This window comes from Microbacterium aurantiacum (genome assembly GCF_031625015.1).
GTDB classification, from domain to species: Bacteria; Actinomycetota; Actinomycetes; order Actinomycetales; family Microbacteriaceae; genus Microbacterium; species Microbacterium aurantiacum.
In genome coordinates, this window is record NZ_JAHWXH010000001.1 from 1,104,801 (window position 1) to 1,122,457 (window position 17,657).

15 protein-coding genes are annotated in these 17,657 nt (G+C 68.6%); 8 read left to right on the forward strand and 7 right to left on the reverse strand.

The window, feature by feature from the left end:
- Nucleotides 1-29 precede the first annotated feature (29 nt).
- Nucleotides 30-719 (forward strand): TrmH family RNA methyltransferase, encoded by a 690-nt coding sequence (locus KZC50_RS05240; RefSeq protein ID WP_310890867.1) that lies wholly within the window; start codon nucleotides 30-32, stop codon nucleotides 717-719.
- A 109-nt stretch (nucleotides 720-828) separates the two neighbouring features.
- On the opposite strand, the gene KZC50_RS05245 is transcribed toward KZC50_RS05240, so the two are convergent.
- Nucleotides 829-2,166: an MATE family efflux transporter gene (locus KZC50_RS05245; protein WP_310890868.1), complete on the reverse strand. Its 1,338-nt coding sequence runs from the start codon at nucleotides 2,164-2,166 to the stop codon at nucleotides 829-831.
- A gap of 109 nt (nucleotides 2,167-2,275) precedes the next feature.
- Between KZC50_RS05245 and KZC50_RS05250 the strand changes: the two genes are divergently transcribed.
- Together KZC50_RS05250 and KZC50_RS05255 are read left to right on the forward strand one after the other, a co-directional pair.
- Nucleotides 2,276-4,252, forward strand: a complete 1,977-nt coding sequence (locus KZC50_RS05250; protein WP_310890869.1) for a M13 family metallopeptidase — start codon at nucleotides 2,276-2,278, stop codon at nucleotides 4,250-4,252.
- Nucleotides 4,253-4,306: 54 nt separating this feature from the next.
- Nucleotides 4,307-5,224, forward strand: coding sequence for a serine hydrolase (locus KZC50_RS05255; RefSeq protein WP_310890870.1), 918 nt, complete (start codon nucleotides 4,307-4,309; stop codon nucleotides 5,222-5,224).
- Nucleotides 5,225-5,369: 145 nt separating this feature from the next.
- On the opposite strand, the gene KZC50_RS05260 is transcribed toward KZC50_RS05255, so the two are convergent.
- From KZC50_RS05260 to KZC50_RS05280, 5 genes are all read right to left on the reverse strand, one after another.
- On the reverse strand, nucleotides 5,370-6,467 hold the full coding sequence (locus tag KZC50_RS05260) for a glycoside hydrolase family 172 protein (RefSeq protein WP_310890871.1): 1,098 nt from the start codon (nucleotides 6,465-6,467) through the stop codon (nucleotides 5,370-5,372).
- Nucleotides 6,468-6,495: 28 nt separating this feature from the next.
- Nucleotides 6,496-7,359, reverse strand: coding sequence for a carbohydrate ABC transporter permease (locus KZC50_RS05265; RefSeq protein WP_236967108.1), 864 nt, complete (start codon nucleotides 7,357-7,359; stop codon nucleotides 6,496-6,498).
- Nucleotides 7,359-8,318 carry a carbohydrate ABC transporter permease gene (locus KZC50_RS05270; RefSeq protein WP_310890872.1) on the reverse strand — a complete coding sequence of 320 codons (960 nt, stop codon included), beginning with the start codon at nucleotides 8,316-8,318 and terminating at the stop codon, nucleotides 7,359-7,361. The genes KZC50_RS05265 and KZC50_RS05270 overlap by 1 nt, the downstream gene beginning before the upstream one ends.
- 17 nt (nucleotides 8,319-8,335) lie before the next feature.
- Nucleotides 8,336-9,637: an ABC transporter substrate-binding protein gene (locus KZC50_RS05275; RefSeq protein WP_310890873.1), complete on the reverse strand. Its 1,302-nt coding sequence runs from the start codon at nucleotides 9,635-9,637 to the stop codon at nucleotides 8,336-8,338.
- A gap of 117 nt (nucleotides 9,638-9,754) precedes the next feature.
- On the reverse strand, nucleotides 9,755-10,780 hold the full coding sequence (locus KZC50_RS05280; protein ID WP_310890874.1) for a LacI family DNA-binding transcriptional regulator: 1,026 nt from the start codon (nucleotides 10,778-10,780) through the stop codon (nucleotides 9,755-9,757).
- A 348-nt stretch (nucleotides 10,781-11,128) separates the two neighbouring features.
- Between KZC50_RS05280 and KZC50_RS05285 the strand changes: the two genes are divergently transcribed.
- Nucleotides 11,129-11,722 (forward strand): helix-turn-helix domain-containing protein, encoded by a 594-nt coding sequence (locus KZC50_RS05285; protein WP_310890875.1) that lies wholly within the window; start codon nucleotides 11,129-11,131, stop codon nucleotides 11,720-11,722.
- 10 nt (nucleotides 11,723-11,732) lie between these two features.
- Here KZC50_RS05285 and KZC50_RS05290 read toward each other — a convergent pair whose 3' ends face one another.
- The gene (locus tag KZC50_RS05290; RefSeq protein ID WP_310890876.1) at nucleotides 11,733-12,392 is read right to left on the reverse strand and encodes a DUF1028 domain-containing protein; all 660 of its coding nucleotides are present in this window, start codon (nucleotides 12,390-12,392) and stop codon (nucleotides 11,733-11,735) included.
- A 157-nt stretch (nucleotides 12,393-12,549) separates the two neighbouring features.
- On the opposite strand from KZC50_RS05290, the gene KZC50_RS05295 reads away from it, so the two are divergent.
- The 4 genes from KZC50_RS05295 (at nucleotide 12,550) to KZC50_RS05310 (ending at nucleotide 17,636) form a co-directional block, all read left to right on the forward strand.
- A complete protein-coding gene (locus KZC50_RS05295; RefSeq protein ID WP_310890877.1) occupies nucleotides 12,550-14,076 on the forward strand; it encodes an ABC transporter substrate-binding protein in 1,527 nt (508 codons plus the stop codon).
- Between the two features lie 67 nt (nucleotides 14,077-14,143).
- The gene (locus KZC50_RS05300) at nucleotides 14,144-15,109 is read left to right on the forward strand and encodes an ABC transporter permease (RefSeq protein ID WP_310890878.1); all 966 of its coding nucleotides are present in this window, start codon (nucleotides 14,144-14,146) and stop codon (nucleotides 15,107-15,109) included.
- Nucleotides 15,106-16,008, forward strand: a complete 903-nt coding sequence (locus tag KZC50_RS05305; RefSeq protein WP_310890879.1) for an ABC transporter permease — start codon at nucleotides 15,106-15,108, stop codon at nucleotides 16,006-16,008. Before KZC50_RS05300 ends, KZC50_RS05305 begins: the two co-directional genes overlap by 4 nt.
- Nucleotides 16,005-17,636: a dipeptide ABC transporter ATP-binding protein gene (locus KZC50_RS05310; protein WP_310890880.1), complete on the forward strand. Its 1,632-nt coding sequence runs from the start codon at nucleotides 16,005-16,007 to the stop codon at nucleotides 17,634-17,636. The genes KZC50_RS05305 and KZC50_RS05310 overlap by 4 nt, the downstream gene beginning before the upstream one ends.
- Nucleotides 17,637-17,657 lie beyond the last annotated feature (21 nt).

Below are 17,657 nucleotides of genomic sequence, written 5' to 3' on the forward strand. Positions count from 1 at the left end.
CCGGGACGCGGTGCGGATACGCTGATCCGATGACCGACGCCCAGCCCGCCGACGGTGCCGAGCCCGCTCGGGGGGCCGCGTCCGAGGTTGTGCCCGAGGCGGTGCAGGAGGCCCTGCACGAGGTGGGTGTCGGGCCGTGGCCCGGCGGGCCGGACGCGTGGCCGACGGACGAGCGGTACGACCGTGAGCTCCTCGCCGCGGGCGATCGGCGCAACGTCGAGGATCGCTACCGCTACTGGACGATGGAGGCGATCGTCGCCGATCTCGACGAGCGGCGGCATCCGTTCCACGTGGCGATCGAGAACTGGCAGCACGACATGAACATCGGCTCGATCGTGCGGAGCGCCAACGCGTTCCTCGCCGCCGAGGTGCACATCATCGGGCGCCGGCGCTGGAACCGCCGCGGCGCGATGGTGACCGACCGATACCAGCACGTGCGGCATCACGAGGACGTCGCCGCGTTCACCGCGTGGGCGACGGATGCCGACCTCCCGGTGATCGCGGTCGACAACGTCGAGGGGTCCGTTCCGGTGGATCGCGCGGAGCTCCCCGAGCGGTGCGTGCTGCTGTTCGGCCAGGAGGGGCCGGGGTTGTCTGCGGAGGCGGTGGCCGCGGCATCCGGTGTCGTGGAGATCACGCAGTACGGCTCGACGCGCTCGATCAACGCCAGCGCCGCCGCCGCCGTGGTGATGTACGAGTGGTGCCGCCGCTGGGCGTGACCCCCGCGTGGCGTCGCCCGCCCATCCACCCGTTCACTTGTCGCCTCTTGCGGGTTCGGGCGCCGCGCACCCGCAAGACGGGACAAGTGAACCGAAGCCGCGCCCGCGCTCAGACGCCGGCGACGGCCCAGGCCTGGCCGCGCACGCGGACGCCGAGGGTCGCGAGGCGGGCGAGCATATAGACGCCGAAGAACGCGGCGCCGAGCCACGCGAGGCCGACGGCGCCCGCCGGCGCGAGGGCGGCGACGAGCGCGAGTGCGGGGAGGAAGGGCGCGAGGGTCAGCACGCCCGCGGCGGCGAGGTAGCGGACGTCGCCGGCGCCGATCAGCACGCCGTCGAGCACGAAGACGATGCCGCAGATCGGCTGGGCGACGGCGAGGATCAGCAGCGCGGGCTGGATCAGCGCCGCGAGCTCGGCATCCCCGGTGAAGAGCAGCCCCATCACTCCCGACGACGCCGCGATCACACCGCCGACGATCACCCCGAACCACGCCCCCCACGCCAGCGTGCGCCCCAGTACCCGGTGTGCGAACGGCACGTCGCCGGCGCCGAGGGCCTTGCCGATCAGCGCTTGCGCGGCGATCGCGAGCGCGTCGAGGGCGAACGCGGCGGCGGAGAAGATCGTGAACGCCACCTGCCAGCCCGCGAGCTCCTCCGTTCCGAGACCGGTCGCGACCGCTACCGTCGCGAGCAGCGCGACGCGCAGCGACACCGTCCGCACGAACAGCCATCCGCCCGAGCGGGCCGACCCCGACACCCCCTCGCGCCGTGGACGAACGGATGCCTCGTGCCGACGCGCCAGGCGCCCGATCACCACGACGTAGGCCCCGACCATCGCCCATTGCGCGACGACCGTGCCGACGGCGGAACCGGCGATACCCCACCCGAAGCCGTAGATGAACAGCGCGTTGAGGAGGGCGTTGCCGGCGAACCCGAGCCCCGCGATCCACAGCGGGGTCACCGTGTCCTGCATGCCGCGGAGGAGGCCGGTGGCGGCGAACACGACGAGCATTGCGGGAAGACCCCACATCGAGATGCCGAGATAGATCCGGGCCTGCTCCGCCACGGCATCCGTCGCTCCGAACGCCCCGACGAGCGCGGGGGTGAGCAGCGACCCGCCGAGCGCGAGCACCCCGCCGAGCCCGAGTGCGAGCCACATGCCGTCGATTCCGACCGAGACCGCGCGGCCCGGGTCGCCCGCGCCGAAGCGCCGCGCGACGGCCGGGGTCGTCGAGTATGCGAGGAAGACCATCAGCCCGACGATGGTCTGCAGCACCGCCGAGGCGATGCCGAGCCCAGCGAGGGGCGTGACGCCCAGGTGCCCCACCATCGCGGCGTCCACGATGAGGAAGAGCGGCTCGGCGATGAGCGAGCCGAGGGCGGGGACGGCGAGCGCGAGGATCGAACGATTCAGGGTCGTCGGACTCGAACTCGGACTCGTGCTCACCCCACGAGCCTAGAAGCCCCACCCGACACGGGAGTCCGGCCGGTGACGGTCCGTCGAACTCCCGGAGCACCCAGCGAAGACATCGGATGCGGTGCTTATCCTGGGACGCATGACCGATGCCCTCCGCTCCGGCCTCGCGCTGGATGAACTCAGCGCCGAGATCCGCCCCCAGGACGACCTGTACCGCTACGTCAACGGCTCGTGGCTCGAGCGGACGGAGATCCCCGACGACAAGGCGCGCTGGGGGTCGTTCCACCTCATCGCCGAGCAGGCGGAGAAGGACGTCCACGCGATCATCGAGGAGTCCGTCAGCGCCGATCCCGGCACCGAGCCGCGGAAGATCGGCGACCTCTTCACCAGCTTCATGGACACCGAGCGCATCGAGCGGCTCGGCGCCGAGCCGCTGCATCCGCTCCTCGCCCGCATCGACGCGGTCTCCTCGATCGAGGAGCTCCTCGTGCTCCTCGGCCAGTTCGAGCGCGAGGGTGTCGGCGGACTCCTCGGCCTCTACATCGAAGCCGACCCGGGCGACCCGCAGCGCTACGTCCCCTTCGTCGCGCAGTCGGGGCTGTCGCTCCCCGACGAGAGCTACTACCGCCTCGAGAACTTCACGGAACTCCGCCGGGTGTTCGAGGGACACGTCGAGCGGATGCTGACCCTCGCCGGAGTGCCGGATGCCGAGGCCGCCGCCGCGCGCATCCTCGCCTTCGAGACCGAGGTCGCCACCCACCACTGGGACAACGTGCGCAGCCGTGACGCGGTCGCCACGTACAACCTCCTCGGCTGGGACGACCTCGTCGCCCGCGCCGGTGTCGACCTCGCTCCCTGGCGCGACGCGCTGGCCCCCGGCCGCGCCGAGGCCTTCGCCGAGGTCGTCGTGTCGCAGCCGAGCTTCGTCGAGTCCCTCGCCGGCATCCTCGTCCCCGAGCGTCTGCCGGTGCTGCAGGACTGGCTGCGCTTCCGCGTCATCCGCTCGTGGGCGTCGCTGCTGTCGGAGGACTTCGTCGCCGAGAACTTCGCCTTCTCGGGCACCCAGCTCTCGGGCGTCCCGCAGCTGCGCGAGCGCTGGAAGCGGGGCGTGAGCTTCGTCGAGGCGGCGATGGGCGAGGCCGTCGGCAAGGTCTACGTCGACCGGCACTTCCCGCCGGCGGCGAAGGACGCGATGGACGAACTCGTCGCGAACCTCATCGAGGCCTACCGCCGGAGCATCACCGACCTCGAGTGGATGAGCCCGGCCACCCGGGAGCGCGCTTTGGAGAAGCTCGACGCGTTCACGCCGAAGATCGGCTACCCGAAGAAGTGGCGCGACTACTCCGGATTGACCGTGGACGCCGGCGACCTCGTCGGCAACGCCCTGCGCGCCCACGTGCTCGAGCACGACCGTCAGCTGGCGAAGATCGGCCAGCCGATCGACCGCGACGAGTGGCTCATGACCCCGCAGACGGTCAACGCGTACTACCACCCGCTGTACAACGAGATCGTCTTCCCGGCGGCCATCCTGCAGTACCCGTTCTTCGAGGCGGACCGGGATGCCGCGGCGAACTACGGCGGCATCGGCGCGGTCATCGGTCACGAGATCGGCCACGGGTTCGACGACCAGGGGAGCCGCTACGACGGCACCGGCGCGCTCAACGACTGGTGGACCGCCGAGGACCGCGCGGCGTTCGAAGAGCGCACCGCGAACCTCATCGCCCAGTACGACGCACTCTCGCCGGTCGGGCTCGGTGAAGAGCACACGGTCAACGGGTCGCTCACGATCGGCGAGAACATCGGCGACCTGGGCGGGCTCGGCATCGCGCTGAAGGCGTACGCGCTGCACCTCGAGAAGGCGGGCGAGCCGGCGGACGGCGGCGAGATTGACGGGTTCACCGGCATCCAGCGGCTCCTGCTGAGCTGGGCGCAGATCTGGCAGCAGAAGGGCCGGGATGCCGAGACCATCCGCCTCCTGACGATTGATCCGCACTCGCCGAACGAGTTCCGCTGCAACCAGATCGTGCGGAACATCGATGCGTTCTACGCTGCCTTCGACGTCACTGAGAACGACGCGCTGTGGCTACCGGCCGACCAGCGCGTGACGATCTGGTGATCCCGGGCGGAACCCGAACCGCCTGACCCGAAAAACCAGGAAGGACGCGCGAGCGTGGCCACCGAACCCCGAAAGGATGCCGCGCCGCTGCGGAGCGCCCGCAAGCGCACCGAGCGCCGGCTCCCGCGCCGGGCGGCGGTCGGGCGGCGGTCGTTCGCGCCGTCGATGAAGGCCCTGGAGTCGGTCGCCGCGTCGGGGGCGAAGGTCGCGGTGCACGTGGCCGACCTCGACCGCGGCGACGTGGTGCTGGAGGGCGACGACCACCTGACGCTGCCGGTCGCGGGCCTCGGGGTGGTTCCCCTGCTCATCGACGTGGCGGCCGGTTTCGCCACCGGCGCGCTCGACCCGCTCGAGATCGCCGATCGCGGTGCCGACACCGACGCCCCCGGCGGGGGGATCTGGCGCCACCTCAAGGCTCCTGCCCTGCCGCTGACCGATCTCGCCGTCCTCGCCGCCGCGGCGGGCGACGCCCTCGCCGCGAACATCCTGCTCGAGCGGGTCGGACTCCCGGCTGTGCGGGAGCGGATCGAGGCGCTCGGCCTTCGCCGCACCGCGCTCATGGACCGCTTCCGCGACGACCGCGGACCCGACGACGCGCCGCACGTCGCGCTCGCGTCGGCGCGCGAGCTCGCCGAGCTGTTCGCGGCGCTGGTGAACTCCTCCGCGGTCTCTCCGGCGGTGAGCGTCCAGGTCGCGGAGTGGCTGAGTCTCAACCAGGACCTCTCCCTCGTGGGGTCCGCCACCGGCCTCGATCCGTTCGCGCACGATGACGATGCGCACGGGCTGCTCTTCGTGAACAAGACCGGTCGGGATGTCGGCATCCGTGCTGAGGCGGGCGTGCTCGGTGGCCCGCGCGCGGGCGTCGCCTACGCGCTCATCGTGTGCTTCGACGACCTCTCCATCGCCCACCGTCTCCGCGCCCACGAGGCATTCCGCATCCTCGGGACGGACCTCATGGAGTACGTCTTCTAGGTTCCCGGTGGGGCGGTGCGGGGTGCCCCCGGCATGGAGGGCAGCTGTCGGTGGGCGCTCGTGCACCCACGGTGACCTGGAGGAAACGACGTCATCCCAAGCCCGCCGCGCAACACTCCGGTGTGAGAGCTGTTCCAGACGCCTATCAGCGCGGCGTGCGGTCCGCTGCTGAGGGGAGTGATGGAAACGCCTTGTTGATCTCGGTCTGATACCAGTAGGCCGTGGTGGAGACGTCGTCGGATCGCTCGAAGAGGCCGTGCTCCCAGGCCCCGATCTGCTGGACGGCAACTCGGAGTCGTTCCTGGAAGTAGATGGGGTCGGGTAGGTGCCACCGGTAGAGACCGTGCATGGGCATCATGGCGGTCGAAAACTCTGAGGCTTTCGTGGTGTCCGTAGAGCTCGCGAACGGGTATCCGAAGTAGGGGGCGCTGAAGGTGAGGATATTGGGTTCGGGGTCGGCGCGGAGCGCATCTTGGAATGCCCATGCACCGCCCGCGTAGTCCTCGAGGCCGGTGCTGCAGAGGCTAGGCAGGTCGGTGTCGTCGTCGATGTAGAACTTCACTTCGCCTTCTCCCCACCAGTAGCGGTGCAGGGAGGCGAGGGCAACGTAGGTCCCGATATACGTCCCGGAGCCCTCCACGCCGTCGAGGATGAGATGGTCTTCGCCCAGTGCTGTAGTGCCGTTGCTGCGCCGCCACTGGGCGTGGAAGTATCCGGGCCACCGGTCAAAGTCGTCACCGGTGGTGTAGTCGATTTGGAAGAACACGTGGCCGAGGTCGCCACCGTGCTCGCTGGCGAGTTCGATGCGGGCGCCGGTGCGGAACGGCATGGGGAAGTAGGAATTCATACCGCCGGTGGGTGCCACCACGATTGGTTCCGAGGTGACGAGGGCCCGTTCGCCGAAGCCGTTGCAGAAGAAGTCGCCGAGGGGGACCTCGATGGATGGGTGTTGCGAGTTGTCCCAGTAGGCGCGGAGTACGAGGTCGCGGAGGACGAAAGGGCCGGCGGCGGTCTTGTCGGTGACGGTGATCCAGATATGACGGATGACGCCGGGTCCGGTGATGTTCGCAAGGGTGAGTGCTTCCCCGGCAGGGAGTGGGTACCACGCGCTTCCCTTTCTGCCGGGGCCGAGGGGGGAGCTGGCGGTGCCGGCGGATCCGGATGTACCGGCGGGGTTCTCGGCGTTGATGGCGCGGCTGCGAAGGCTTCCGTCGTTGCGGAGGGTGTTCCACTGGGTGGGCATTTTGTGACTTTCGTTTCGGTGGGTTGGCTTATTTCACGGCGCCGGCGGTGACGCCGCGGCTGATGGTGCGCTGGAAGAGGAGGAAGAACACCAGCGTGGGGATGAGGGAGAGGAGCGACCCGGCGTTGATGACGGTGATGTCGATCGAGTGCTGTCCGCGCAGTGTGGAAAGGGCGATCGGTACGGTCTGAGAGGCCGGGTCGCCGAGAAGGATGAGCGGGATGTAGAACTCGTTCCACGACCAGATGAAGATGAACACGACGAGGACGGAGAGGGTAGGGCGGACGATGGGAAAGACGACCTGCCAGAGGATTCGCCATCGACCCGCCCCGTCGATGGCGGCGGCTTCCAGCACCTCTCTCGGGAAGGTGGACATCACACTGGAGAGGATGTAGGTGCCGTACGCGGCCCAGAGAATGATGAAGACGATGATGATGGACCAGATCGAATTCAGCAGGCCGGTTGCCTGAGCGCCGTAGAACAGCGGGTAGATCAGCGCTTCGTGCGGCACCATGGTGGCGATTAGCAGCAGTGCGGTGATGAGGGTGTTTGCCCGGATTCGTCCGATTCCGATCGCGTACGAGGCGAGTAGGGCGAGGGCGGTCCCGGCGAACGCGATGATGGTGGAGCTGAGGATGGAGTTCCACAGTGCACGAGGAAAGTCGACTCGGTTGAGGTAGCTGATGAAGGCGTCGAGTGTGAAGGTAGTGGGCCAGGCGAGCGGGCCGTTGGTTGAGTAGTCCGCGCCGGTCTTGAATGCGTTGAGCACGAGCAGCAGGAACGGCGCAGCCATCACGACGGCGACCAGGATCGCGAGCCCGAGCATGACCCAGTTGGTGGGAGTGCGTCTCGTCTTGTTCAGAGGAAGCGTGGGGGAGAGCGTTGCAGACATCAGCGGTGCTCCTTCCGGGTTTCTCGGTTTTGCCAGATGAGCATCGCGGCCGCGACGATGAAGATGACCACCGACATCACGGTTGCGATGGTCGATCCGTAGCCCACGCGGGATAGCTCGAAGAAGTTGCGGTAGGCGTAGTAGGACGGCACCACGGTGGAGTTCTCCGGCCCACCCCCGGTGAGGATGAGGATCGGAGCGAACACCTTCAGCGCGGCGATGGTGGCGGTGAGGACGACGACGAAGATTTCGGGTCGGATCTGGGGGATGGTGATCGCCTGGAACCGTCGCCACCACCCCGCGCCATCCAGCTCAGCGGCTTCGTAGAGCTCTGGGTCAACTCTTTGCAGAGCGGACATGAAGATCACGACCGGATACCCGATTTGGAGCCAGACCAGCATGAGCATGACGGAGTAGATGGCGATGTTCGGATCGCCGAGCCAATCGGGCGGAGACTGGATGCCGATGCTCTTGAGCATCAGGGTGAGCGAGCCCTGCTGGGTGTTGAGGATGGTAGACCAGATGAACCCGGCGACAGCGATCGGCAGGATTTGCGGTAGGTAATAGGTCGCTCGAAGGGTCGCGATCGCTTTATCGCCGTAGCGTCGCCCGAGGTAGTCGAACAGGAGCGCAGCCAGGAGGATGCCGATCACGGTGGGAATGACGGTGATCGCGACGATCATCGCGATGCTGTTCTGGAAGGATCGCCAGAACGTCTCGTCAGTGAACAGGTTCGTGTAGTTCTCCAGCCCGGCCCACCGCATGGGGGCTTGCCCGCCTTTCCAGTGAAACAGGCTGGTGTAGACGTTCATCGCGAACGGCGCGGCGACCACGATGGCGAATCCTGCGGCAAGCGGGATCAAGTAGAGCCAGTAGGTGCCGCGTCGCTCGTGTGGGCGACGGGTGGTTTTTAGAGGTGTAGCCATGATGGTTTTCTCCGGGAGGTGGGGGCCCCGCACGTGGGGCCCCCACTGGGTTAGCCGGCGAGGGCGATTTCGCGACCTTCGTCGTAGAACTCTTGGAGGTTCGAGGTCCACTCTTCGGCGGTCATGTTGCCGTTCGACATGGCCTGCATGCCGGACTGGATGAAGTCCAGGAACCCGGGAACGGGATAGTCGGGGTAGAAGCTCAACGTGTCAGCCTCCACGAGCTCGTTGAACCGTTCGGTGTACTCCCGGGTGAGGTCGTCTTCGATCGTGGACGCGTCACCGGCCAGAGGAAGGCCGCCGAGCTGGCCGATCTTGTTCTGAACCTCTTCGCTCAGCGTGATGTCGATCCAGTCGTATGCGAGTTCCTTGTTGGTCGCATTGGCGGGCACGCCCCACAGGTGGCCACTGGAGCCCATCTGCATGTTGGCACCGGGAAGGGTGAAGTAGCCCCACTCGAAGGGTGCCTGCTCGCGGATACGAGCGAATTCACCTTGGTTCCAGATCAGCATCGCCTTTTCGCCGCTGAGGAAGTTCACCGTCGCTTGCTCGAAGTTCAGGCCGCCCAGCTCGGTTCCGACGTAGCCCTTGTCGATCCATTCCTGGAACTTCTCAGCGCCGTCTCCCCATGGGCTTGCGGAGAAGTCCACTGGTTCGCGCAGGAACATGAAGTCGTCGATCGATTCCCGGTCGGCACCGGCAGAGACGAGGGAGTACCACACCCACATCTGGTTGAACCCCTGGCTTGTCGCCGCAGAGGACGAGATCGGGGTGATTCCCGCGGCGAGAAGCTTGTCCATCGCCGCTTCAAACTCGGCCAGATCTGTCGGCTCTTCGGTGATGCCCGCCTGCGCGAAGAGATCCTTGTTGTAGTAGAACATCACGTACTCGCCGATGTTCGGGATCCCGTACCAATCACCGGAGCCCGCGAGGCCCTGCTCGTCGTACTGTGCGAACGCCTGCATCCCGCCGGTGATCTTTTCGTCCCAGCCATATTCTGCGACCGCGTCCGTGAGGGGGGCGAGCAGACCCTGGGCGGCGAGCTGGCCGCCGTCAGCGTTGCCCTTATTGAACTCGATCACGTCCGGCACATCGTTGCCGGTCAGGGTGATCTTGGCGTTCTGGCGCATCGCGTCGAAGCTGGTGGTCTGGAAGTCGACTTTGACGTCCGGGTGCTTCTCCTTGAAGATCTCCAGGGCCAGCTGCCAGCCCTGCCCTTGCGCGGAGTCGGGGTTCTCGTACTGCAGGATGGTGAAGGTGTCGTCTCCTCCTGCGTCGCCGCCCGCGCCGGCGCAGCCGGCCAGGGAGATTGCCACGGTGGCCACGGCGGCGGCGCCGACGGCCGTGCGCATCAGGTTGCGCTTAGTCGATCTCATCTTTCTTCTCCTCGATGGATGGGTGGCGCAGGGGCGCGCCGGGTACCGGTCTCTGATGCTGTGAGACCGGACGATTCGCAAGTAGCGTCTGGGTTAGGTGCTCGGGGGTGCGACCGATGCGCGGGCCACTAGCGGGCACGGGATCTTCTGGACCTGCGGGGCGCCGGTCTCGTCGCCGTGGATGCGGTCGATGACTCTCTTGGCCGCCCATGCGCCCAGGTCGTGATGCGGGAGCCGCACTGTAGTGAGGCCAGGTCTGAGCGCGTCCGCGATGAAGCGTTGATCGTCGAACCCCACGACGGACAGGTCCTCGGGGATACGCAGTCCGAGGTCGTTGGCGGCCTGGTAGACGGCGAAGGCGATCTGATCAGAGAAGCAGAACACCGCGGTGGGACGGTCCGGCCTTTCCAGTAGTGCTCGCACTGGTCTATATGCGGCCGAGGTCGCGACGCTGGCGAGGGACAGGTGGAGCTGAGGGTCGGGTTCCACGCCGTGGTCACGAAGCGCTGCCATATAGCCTGCGTGGCGTAGTTCGGACGCCACGAACACATCGCCGCCGATGTTGCAGAAGGCGATACGGCGATGACCCGCCTGTGCGAGGTGACACGTCGCGTCGTACGCGCCGGCTTGCTCGTCGGGGACGACGCCGTCTGCCACGACATCGCCCGCGGGGAATCCGTCGAGAACCGTCACCGGCATCGCGGGGGGGACGGCTGGAACATCGACAGCGCGGTGGTACTCCGCGGCGATGATGAGCGCGTCGATGTCGCGCTGGAGTAAGGCCCGGGAGGACTGCTCAAGAAGCTCGGAGCGGTTGGTGGTGTCGATGATCATCGCGAGATACCCGGATTCCCAGGCCACGCTCTGAACACCCTCAAGCATGCGTCCCGCGAACGGTACGCTGGCCACCTGATCGGTGAGCACGCCGATAGTGTGGGTTCGTTTCGTCTTCAGGCCTCGTGCGAGCTGGTTAGGGATGTACCCCATGTCCTCGGCTGCGTGTCTGATCCGCTCGGCGGTTTTCTCGTTCACGCGACCCGCAGCCCGATCGTTGAGGACCAGCGACACGGCAGAGGGTGACACCCCTACTGCGGCTGCGAGATCCTTCAACGTGATCACTCTGACTCCTTCGGCATCAATCGTTTGACCGCGGCTTCCGGTCCATGCGTCAAACGTTTGATGCGAACGTAAGGACGTCAAACGCGTTGACGCAAAGCCTGTTATCCAACCGTTACCGACAAGCGGAATGCAGACGCGGCCCGGGCTGAGGGGTGCGGCCATGCCGTATCCCACGCCCGCGCGGGACTTCGGTCCGCGCGACGCAAGAGGCCAGCTTGCTGGACGGTTCGACGTCGAATCGCGGAACGGGATCCGGCTGCGCGGAGCGGCGGCATCCGTTCAGAGGGGGTCACGTCGATTCGGACGTGGCCCACTCTGCGTGGAGGGGCCCCGGGTAGGGTGAAGCGGATGAGCCGGAAGACCGAGACCGAAGAGACGCGAGCGGTCCAGACGCTCGGCGCCGCGGTGCGCGACGCCCGACGCCGCCTGGGGCTGAGCGTGCAGGCGCTGTCCGAGAAGGCCGGAGTCAGCTTCGGCCTCGTCAGCCAGCTCGAGCGCGGGATGGGCAATCCGTCGCTGCAGTCGATCCACCGTCTCGCGGGCGCCCTCGGGGTCCCCGCCGGGCAGCTTCTCGACGAACCGGCGGGGGAGCTCGCCGTCGTCCCCGCCGGTCAAGGGCATCGGATGCCGCCGATCGCCGACATCCCCGCGGATCAGCAGTCGGTGCGCGAGCTCCTGACCCCGCGCGGCGAGTCGATGCTGCAGCTCATCCGCTCGACCCTGCCCCCGGGATTCAGCAACGAGAGCCGCCCGTTCCGTCACATCGGCACCGAGACGGTGACGGTCGAATTCGGCGTGCTGATCGTCGCGCAGGGTGAGCGTCGCGTCCGCCTGGAGGCGGGCGACACCGTCACCTACGGCTGCTCGGAGGCGCACTGGTGGGCCAACGGCCACGACGCCGAGACCGTGGTGCTCGGCGCGGTCACGCCGTTCGAGCGGTGAGCGGTCGCGCCTACCGGGCGGTGACCGTGCCTCGGAGATCCGCGGCCCGCAGGTCGACGAGCCGGGCGAGGTCGTCCAGCGGATCGGCGTGATCGTCCACGCGCAGGTCGACCGTGCCGTCGGCCTCCGTCGCACCCGCCACAAGCACGGCGGCGCTCTGCCGACCACGGACGTCTCCGCCCGCCACTTCGCCCGCGGCAAGGACGCCGACCAGCACGCCCGCGAAGCGCGCCGCGGCATCCGGTGCGTGGGCATCGAGCGTCGACAGCGGCGCGAGAGCGTCCCGCATCGCTTCGAGGACGCCGGGGCCGGCGAGGAGGTTGCCGGCGACGATCGCGTCCTCGAGCACGAGGTGCCCGGTCCACGGCGTGGTCTCCGTGCCCGTGTGTGCGGCCCCGGCGCCGCGGGCGGGGAGGAGAAGCGCCTGGCGGAGGGGTGCGCCGGTATCCCACTCGGCGATGCGGTCGATCGCGGCCTGCGCGTCGGCTCCGGCATCCGTCGCGTCCAGCAGGAGTCCTCGCAACGCGCGGTTCGTCCAGGCTTGACTCGCCACCGCTCCGACCCCGGCTCGCACCGCCGGGACGGCGTTGCCGACGGCGAGCGAACGGCTCGCGGTGGCTGCGCCGAGGAGGCCGGACTGCGGATGCCGGGCCAGGACGGTGAAGGTCATCTCTTCCTCTCGCGGGGGCGGAGCCGATTGTGAAGATTCTGTTTCGAGATCGCCGGAGGCTTGTCCCGTCCCCCCATGGTGGCACATACTGATCGAATCATCATCAAAATGATGCCCCCCGAGATGATGTTCTGTCCGACAACCCGATAGGCACACCATGAACAAGCGCACCGCACTCGGCGCGGCGTCCCTCGTCGCCGCGCTCACGCTCGCCGGCTGCTCCGCCGGTGAGAGCGTCGACATCGACGGCGCCGACAGCGTCGACGGCGACGTCCTCATCGCCGCCATCGGCGGCGAGCCCGACCAGCTCGACCCGCAGCGCACCAGCTCGTACTTCGCCTTCGAGGTGCTGGAGAACGTCTTCGACACCCTCGTCGCCCCCGACGAGAACCTCGAGATGCAGCCCGCGCTCGCCGAGAGCTGGGAGGTCAGCGACGACCAGCTCACCTGGACCTTCGACCTCCGCGACGGCGTCACCTTCCACGACGGATCCGAGTTCACCAGCGAGGACGTCGTCTACTCGTACCGCCGCATCATCGACGAGCAGCTCGCCAACGCGTGGAAGTTCGCCGCGATCACCGACATCACCGCGCCCGACGACGACACCGTCGTCATCACCGTCGCCCAGCCCACCCCGAACCTGCTCAGCAACCTCGGCGGCTTCAAGGGCATGGCGATCGTGCAGCAGGAGAACGTCGAGTCGGGCGACATCACCACCGCCCCGATCGGCACGGGTCCCTTCTCGGTCACCGGATACTCCTCGGGTGACCGCATCACCCTCGCCGCCAATTCCGACTACTGGGGCGGCGCCCCCGAGCTCGGTGGAGTGGAGTTCCGCTTCATCTCCGAGCCCGCCACCGCCCTCGCCGCCCTCCGCGCCGGCGACATCCACTGGACCGACGTCGTCCCGCCCCAGCAGGTGAGCGAGCTCGAGTCGGACGACACCGTCCAGCTCGGCCTCACGCCCTCGAGTGACTACTGGTACCTCGCCCTCAACGAGGCGCGCGAGCCGTGGAGCGATGTCCGCGTGCGCCAGGCCCTCGCCTACGCCATCGACCGCGACGCGATCGTGCAGGCCGTCAGCTACGGCACCGCGGCGCTGAACCAGCTGGCGATCCCGGAGCAGAGCGTCTGGTACACCGAGTACGACGAATACTCCACCGATCTCGACACCGCCCAGGCCCTGCTCGACGAGGCCGGCTTCACCGGCGGCACGCTCGACCTGCTCGCGACCTCGGACTACCCCGAGACCGTCACCGCCGCACAGATCATCGCCTCGAACCTCGAGCCCCTCGGGATCGACGTCGAAATCCGCCAGCCCGACTTCTCGACCTGGCTCGACGAGCAGAACACCGGCAACTTCGACATGCTCATGATGGGCTGGCTCGGCAACATCGACCCGGACGACTTCTACTACGCCCAGCACCACACCGACGGTGCCAGCAACGCACAGAAGTACTCCAACGCGGAGGTCGACGCGCTGCTGGACGCCGGACGCATCGAGACCGATCCCGAGGCGCGGAAGGAGCTGTACGCCGAGGCCGCGACGATCATCGCCGACGAGGTCAGCTACATCTACCTCTACAACCCCTCGGTCATCCAGGTCTGGTCCCCGGACGTGACCGGCTACACCACGCGCGCCGACCGCGCGATCCGCTTCGACGAGGCGTCGCTGGCCGGCTGAGCCGCGGCATCCCGAGCATCGCCGAAGAGCCCCCCGCAGCACACGAGACCCGACGAGAGCAGACGACATGAGAATGAGACCCGCACGCATCGCGCGGTTCCTCGGCGTGCGTCTGCTCTCGTCGGCGATCGTGCTGCTGGGGGTGATGATCGTGGTGTTCGCCCTCATCCAGCTCGTCCCCGGCGACCCCGTGCGCCTCGCGCTCGGGACCCGCTACACCCCCGAGGCCTACGAAGCTCTGCGTGCGGCATCCGGACTCGACCGTCCGCTGTGGGAGCAGTTCTTCGGCTATCTCGGAAGCGCCTTCACCGGCGACCTCGGGGTGAGCTTCCGCAACGGCCAGCCGGTGACCGTCACGCTCCTCGACCGGTTGCCGGCGACGATCTCGCTGGCGCTCGTCGGCCTCGTCATCGCGATCATCCTGTCGGTGCCCGCCGGCATCTACTCGGCGCTCCGCGAGGGTCGCCTGAGCGACGTGATCGTGCGGCTCACCAGCCAGTTCGGCGTCTCGATCCCCGACTTCTGGCTCGGGATGCTGCTCATCTCGCTGTTCTCCGTCACCCTCGGCCTGCTCCCCGCGAGCGGGTACGTCGCGTTCGGCGAGGACCCGGCGGGGTGGCTGCGCCAAGTGCTCCTCCCGGGCCTGACGGTCGGACTCGTGGCGGGCGCGATCATGACCCGCTACATCCGCGCCGCCGTCATCGACGTCGCCTCGTCCGGGTACGTCCGCACCGCGGTGTCGAAGGGCCTGCCGCGCCACATCGTGACGTTCCGCCACATCGTCCGCGGCGCCCTGGTCCCGGTGCTCACGATCGCCGGCATCCAGCTCGCGACGATCCTCGGCGGAGTCGTCGTCGTCGAGGTCGTCTTCGCCTGGCCCGGTCTCGGCCGCCTCGTCTACGAGGCCGTCGCCGCCCGCGACTACCCGCTCATCCAGGGCGCCGTGCTGCTGGTGGCGTTGATGTTCATCATCGTGAACCTCATCGTCGACGTCCTCTACGCCATCGCCGACCCGAGGATCCGCGTCTCATGAGCGTCGACCAGCTGAGCTCCCCGACCCCCGCCGCCGCGAGCGGGCGGACCCCCGCCTGGCGCCTGCTGCTGGCGAACCCCGTGACCGTCACGAGTTCGGCGGTGCTGCTCGTCATCATCGTCGCCTCGGTGTTCTCCGGCATCCTCGCCCCCTACGGCATCAACGACATCGACGTCGCGAACGCCCTCCAGCCCCCGAGTGCCGCGCACTGGTTCGGCACCGACGAGCTCGGCCGCGACGTCTTCTCGCGCGTGCTCGTCGCGGGCTCGACCTCCCTGTCGATCGCCGTGGTCGCGGTGCTGTTCGCCCTCGTCCTGGGCCTCGCCATCGGCGCGGTCGCGGGCTACCGCGGCGGATGGGCGGATGCCGCGCTCATGCGCGTCGTCGACGTCATGTTCGCCTTCCCCGTGCTGCTGCTGGCGCTGGCGATCGTGGCGATCTTCCAGCCCGGGCAGCTGACGACGATGATCGCGATCGGCGTCGTCTACACCCCGATCTTCGCCCGCGTCGCCCGGGCCAGCACCCTGTCGGTGCGGACCTCGCCCTTCGTGCAGGTGTCGCAGACGATGGGGACGCCCGGGTGGTGGATCCTCTTCCGCCACGTCCTGCCGAACATCTCCGGGCCGATCGTCGTGCAGACCTCCCTCTCACTGGCGTTCGCGATCCTGTCCGAGGCGGCGCTGTCGTTCCTCGGTCTCGGCATCCAGCCGCCCGCCCCGTCGTGGGGCGGCATGCTCTTCACCGCGCAGGGCTTCCTCGGGCAGGCGTGGTGGATGAGCGTCTTCCCGGGAGCTGCGATCTTCGTCACGGCCCTGGCCTTCAACCTCGTCGGCGACGGCCTGCGCGACGTGCTCGACCCCCGACAGCGGAGCCTCATCGAGGCGAGGAGGGCGCGATGAGCGCGAACGTGCTGAGTGTGCGGGACCTGCGGGTCTCGATCGGACCGCGCGAGATCGTCCACGGCATCGACTTCGACGTCGCCGACGGGCAGACCCTCGGGATCGTCGGCGAATCCGGGTCGGGGAAGACCATGTCGGTGCTCGCCGCCACGGGGCTCATCGACGCCCCCGGGGCGCGGGTGTCGGGGTCGAGCATCCTCCTCCCCGCCTCGGGATCGGATGCCGGTGACACGGAGCTCGTCGGAGCCTCGGAGCGGACCCTCCGCCGCGTCCACGGCGACCGCATCGGGTTCGTCTTCCAGGACCCCTCGACGTCGCTGAACCCGTTCCTCACGATCGGTCGCCAGATCACCGAGTCGCTCGAGGTGCACCGACGTCTGACAGGGAAGGCGGCGCGAACCCGCGCGATCGACCTCCTCGAGGCCGTCGGTCTGCCGAACCCCGACGAGCGCGTCGATGCCTATCCGCACCAGTTCTCCGGTGGCCAGCGGCAGCGCGCGATGATCGCGATCGCCCTCGCGTGCGACCCGGCGCTTTTGATCGCGGATGAGCCGACCACCGCGCTCGATGTGACCACGCAGGCGCAGATCCTCGAACTCGTCCGCGACCTGCAGCGCGAGCGCGGCACCGCGGTGGTGTGGATCAGTCACGACCTCGGCGTCATCGGGCAGGTCGCCGACGACGTGCTCGTCCTTCGCGAGGGTGCCGCGCTCGAGCAGCGCCCCGCGGGCGACCTCTACGCCGACCCGCAGCACGACTACACGCGCGAGCTTCTGCGCGCCCGGCCGCGGATCGTCGTCGGGGCGGGCCCCGCCGCGCCCGCGGCATCCGCTCCTCTGCTGGAGGTGCAGGGACTCGACGTGTCCTTCACCATCTCGACCCCGACCGGGCATCGGAGCATCCACGCCGTCGACGACGTCTCGTTCACGCTCGACCGCGGCACGACGCTCGCGCTCGTGGGGGAGTCCGGGTCGGGCAAGTCGACGATCGCGGGTGCGCTCACCGGGCTCGTGACGCCCCGCGCGGGGACGGCGACGCTCGCCGGCTCCGACGTGCTGCGCGCCTCGCGGCGTGACCGGCGCCGCATCGCGATGGTGTTCCAGGACCCCTTCGCCTCGCTCGACCCGCGCCGGAGCGTCGGCGATGCGATCGCCGAGCCCCTGCGGGTGCACCGTCTCGTTCCCGGGGGAGGGCGCGGGCGGGAGAAGCGGGTCGCGGAGCTGCTCGACCTCGTCGGGTTGCCGGGGGCGTTCGCGACCCGGTTCCCGCACGAGCTCTCCGGCGGTCAGCGCCAGCGGATCTCGATCGCGCGGGCGCTCGCGCTCGAGCCGGAGCTGATCATCCTCGACGAGGCGACCGCGTCGCTCGACGTCTCGGTGCAGGCGCACGTGCTCGAGCTCCTTCGGCGCCTCCAGCGCGAGCAGGACCTCACCTATCTCTTCATCGCCCACGACCTCGCGATCGTGCAGGAGATGAGCCACGCCGTCGTGGTGCTGAAGGAGGGGAAGGCCGTGGAGGCGGCATCCTCCGCGGAGCTCTTCGCGAACCCGCGCGAGGAGTACACGCGGCGCCTCCTGGACGCAGTGCCGCCGGAGGTCCCGCGCGCGGCGCGCACCCGCGAGGGCTGAGGCCGGACGCCCGCGCCGGGC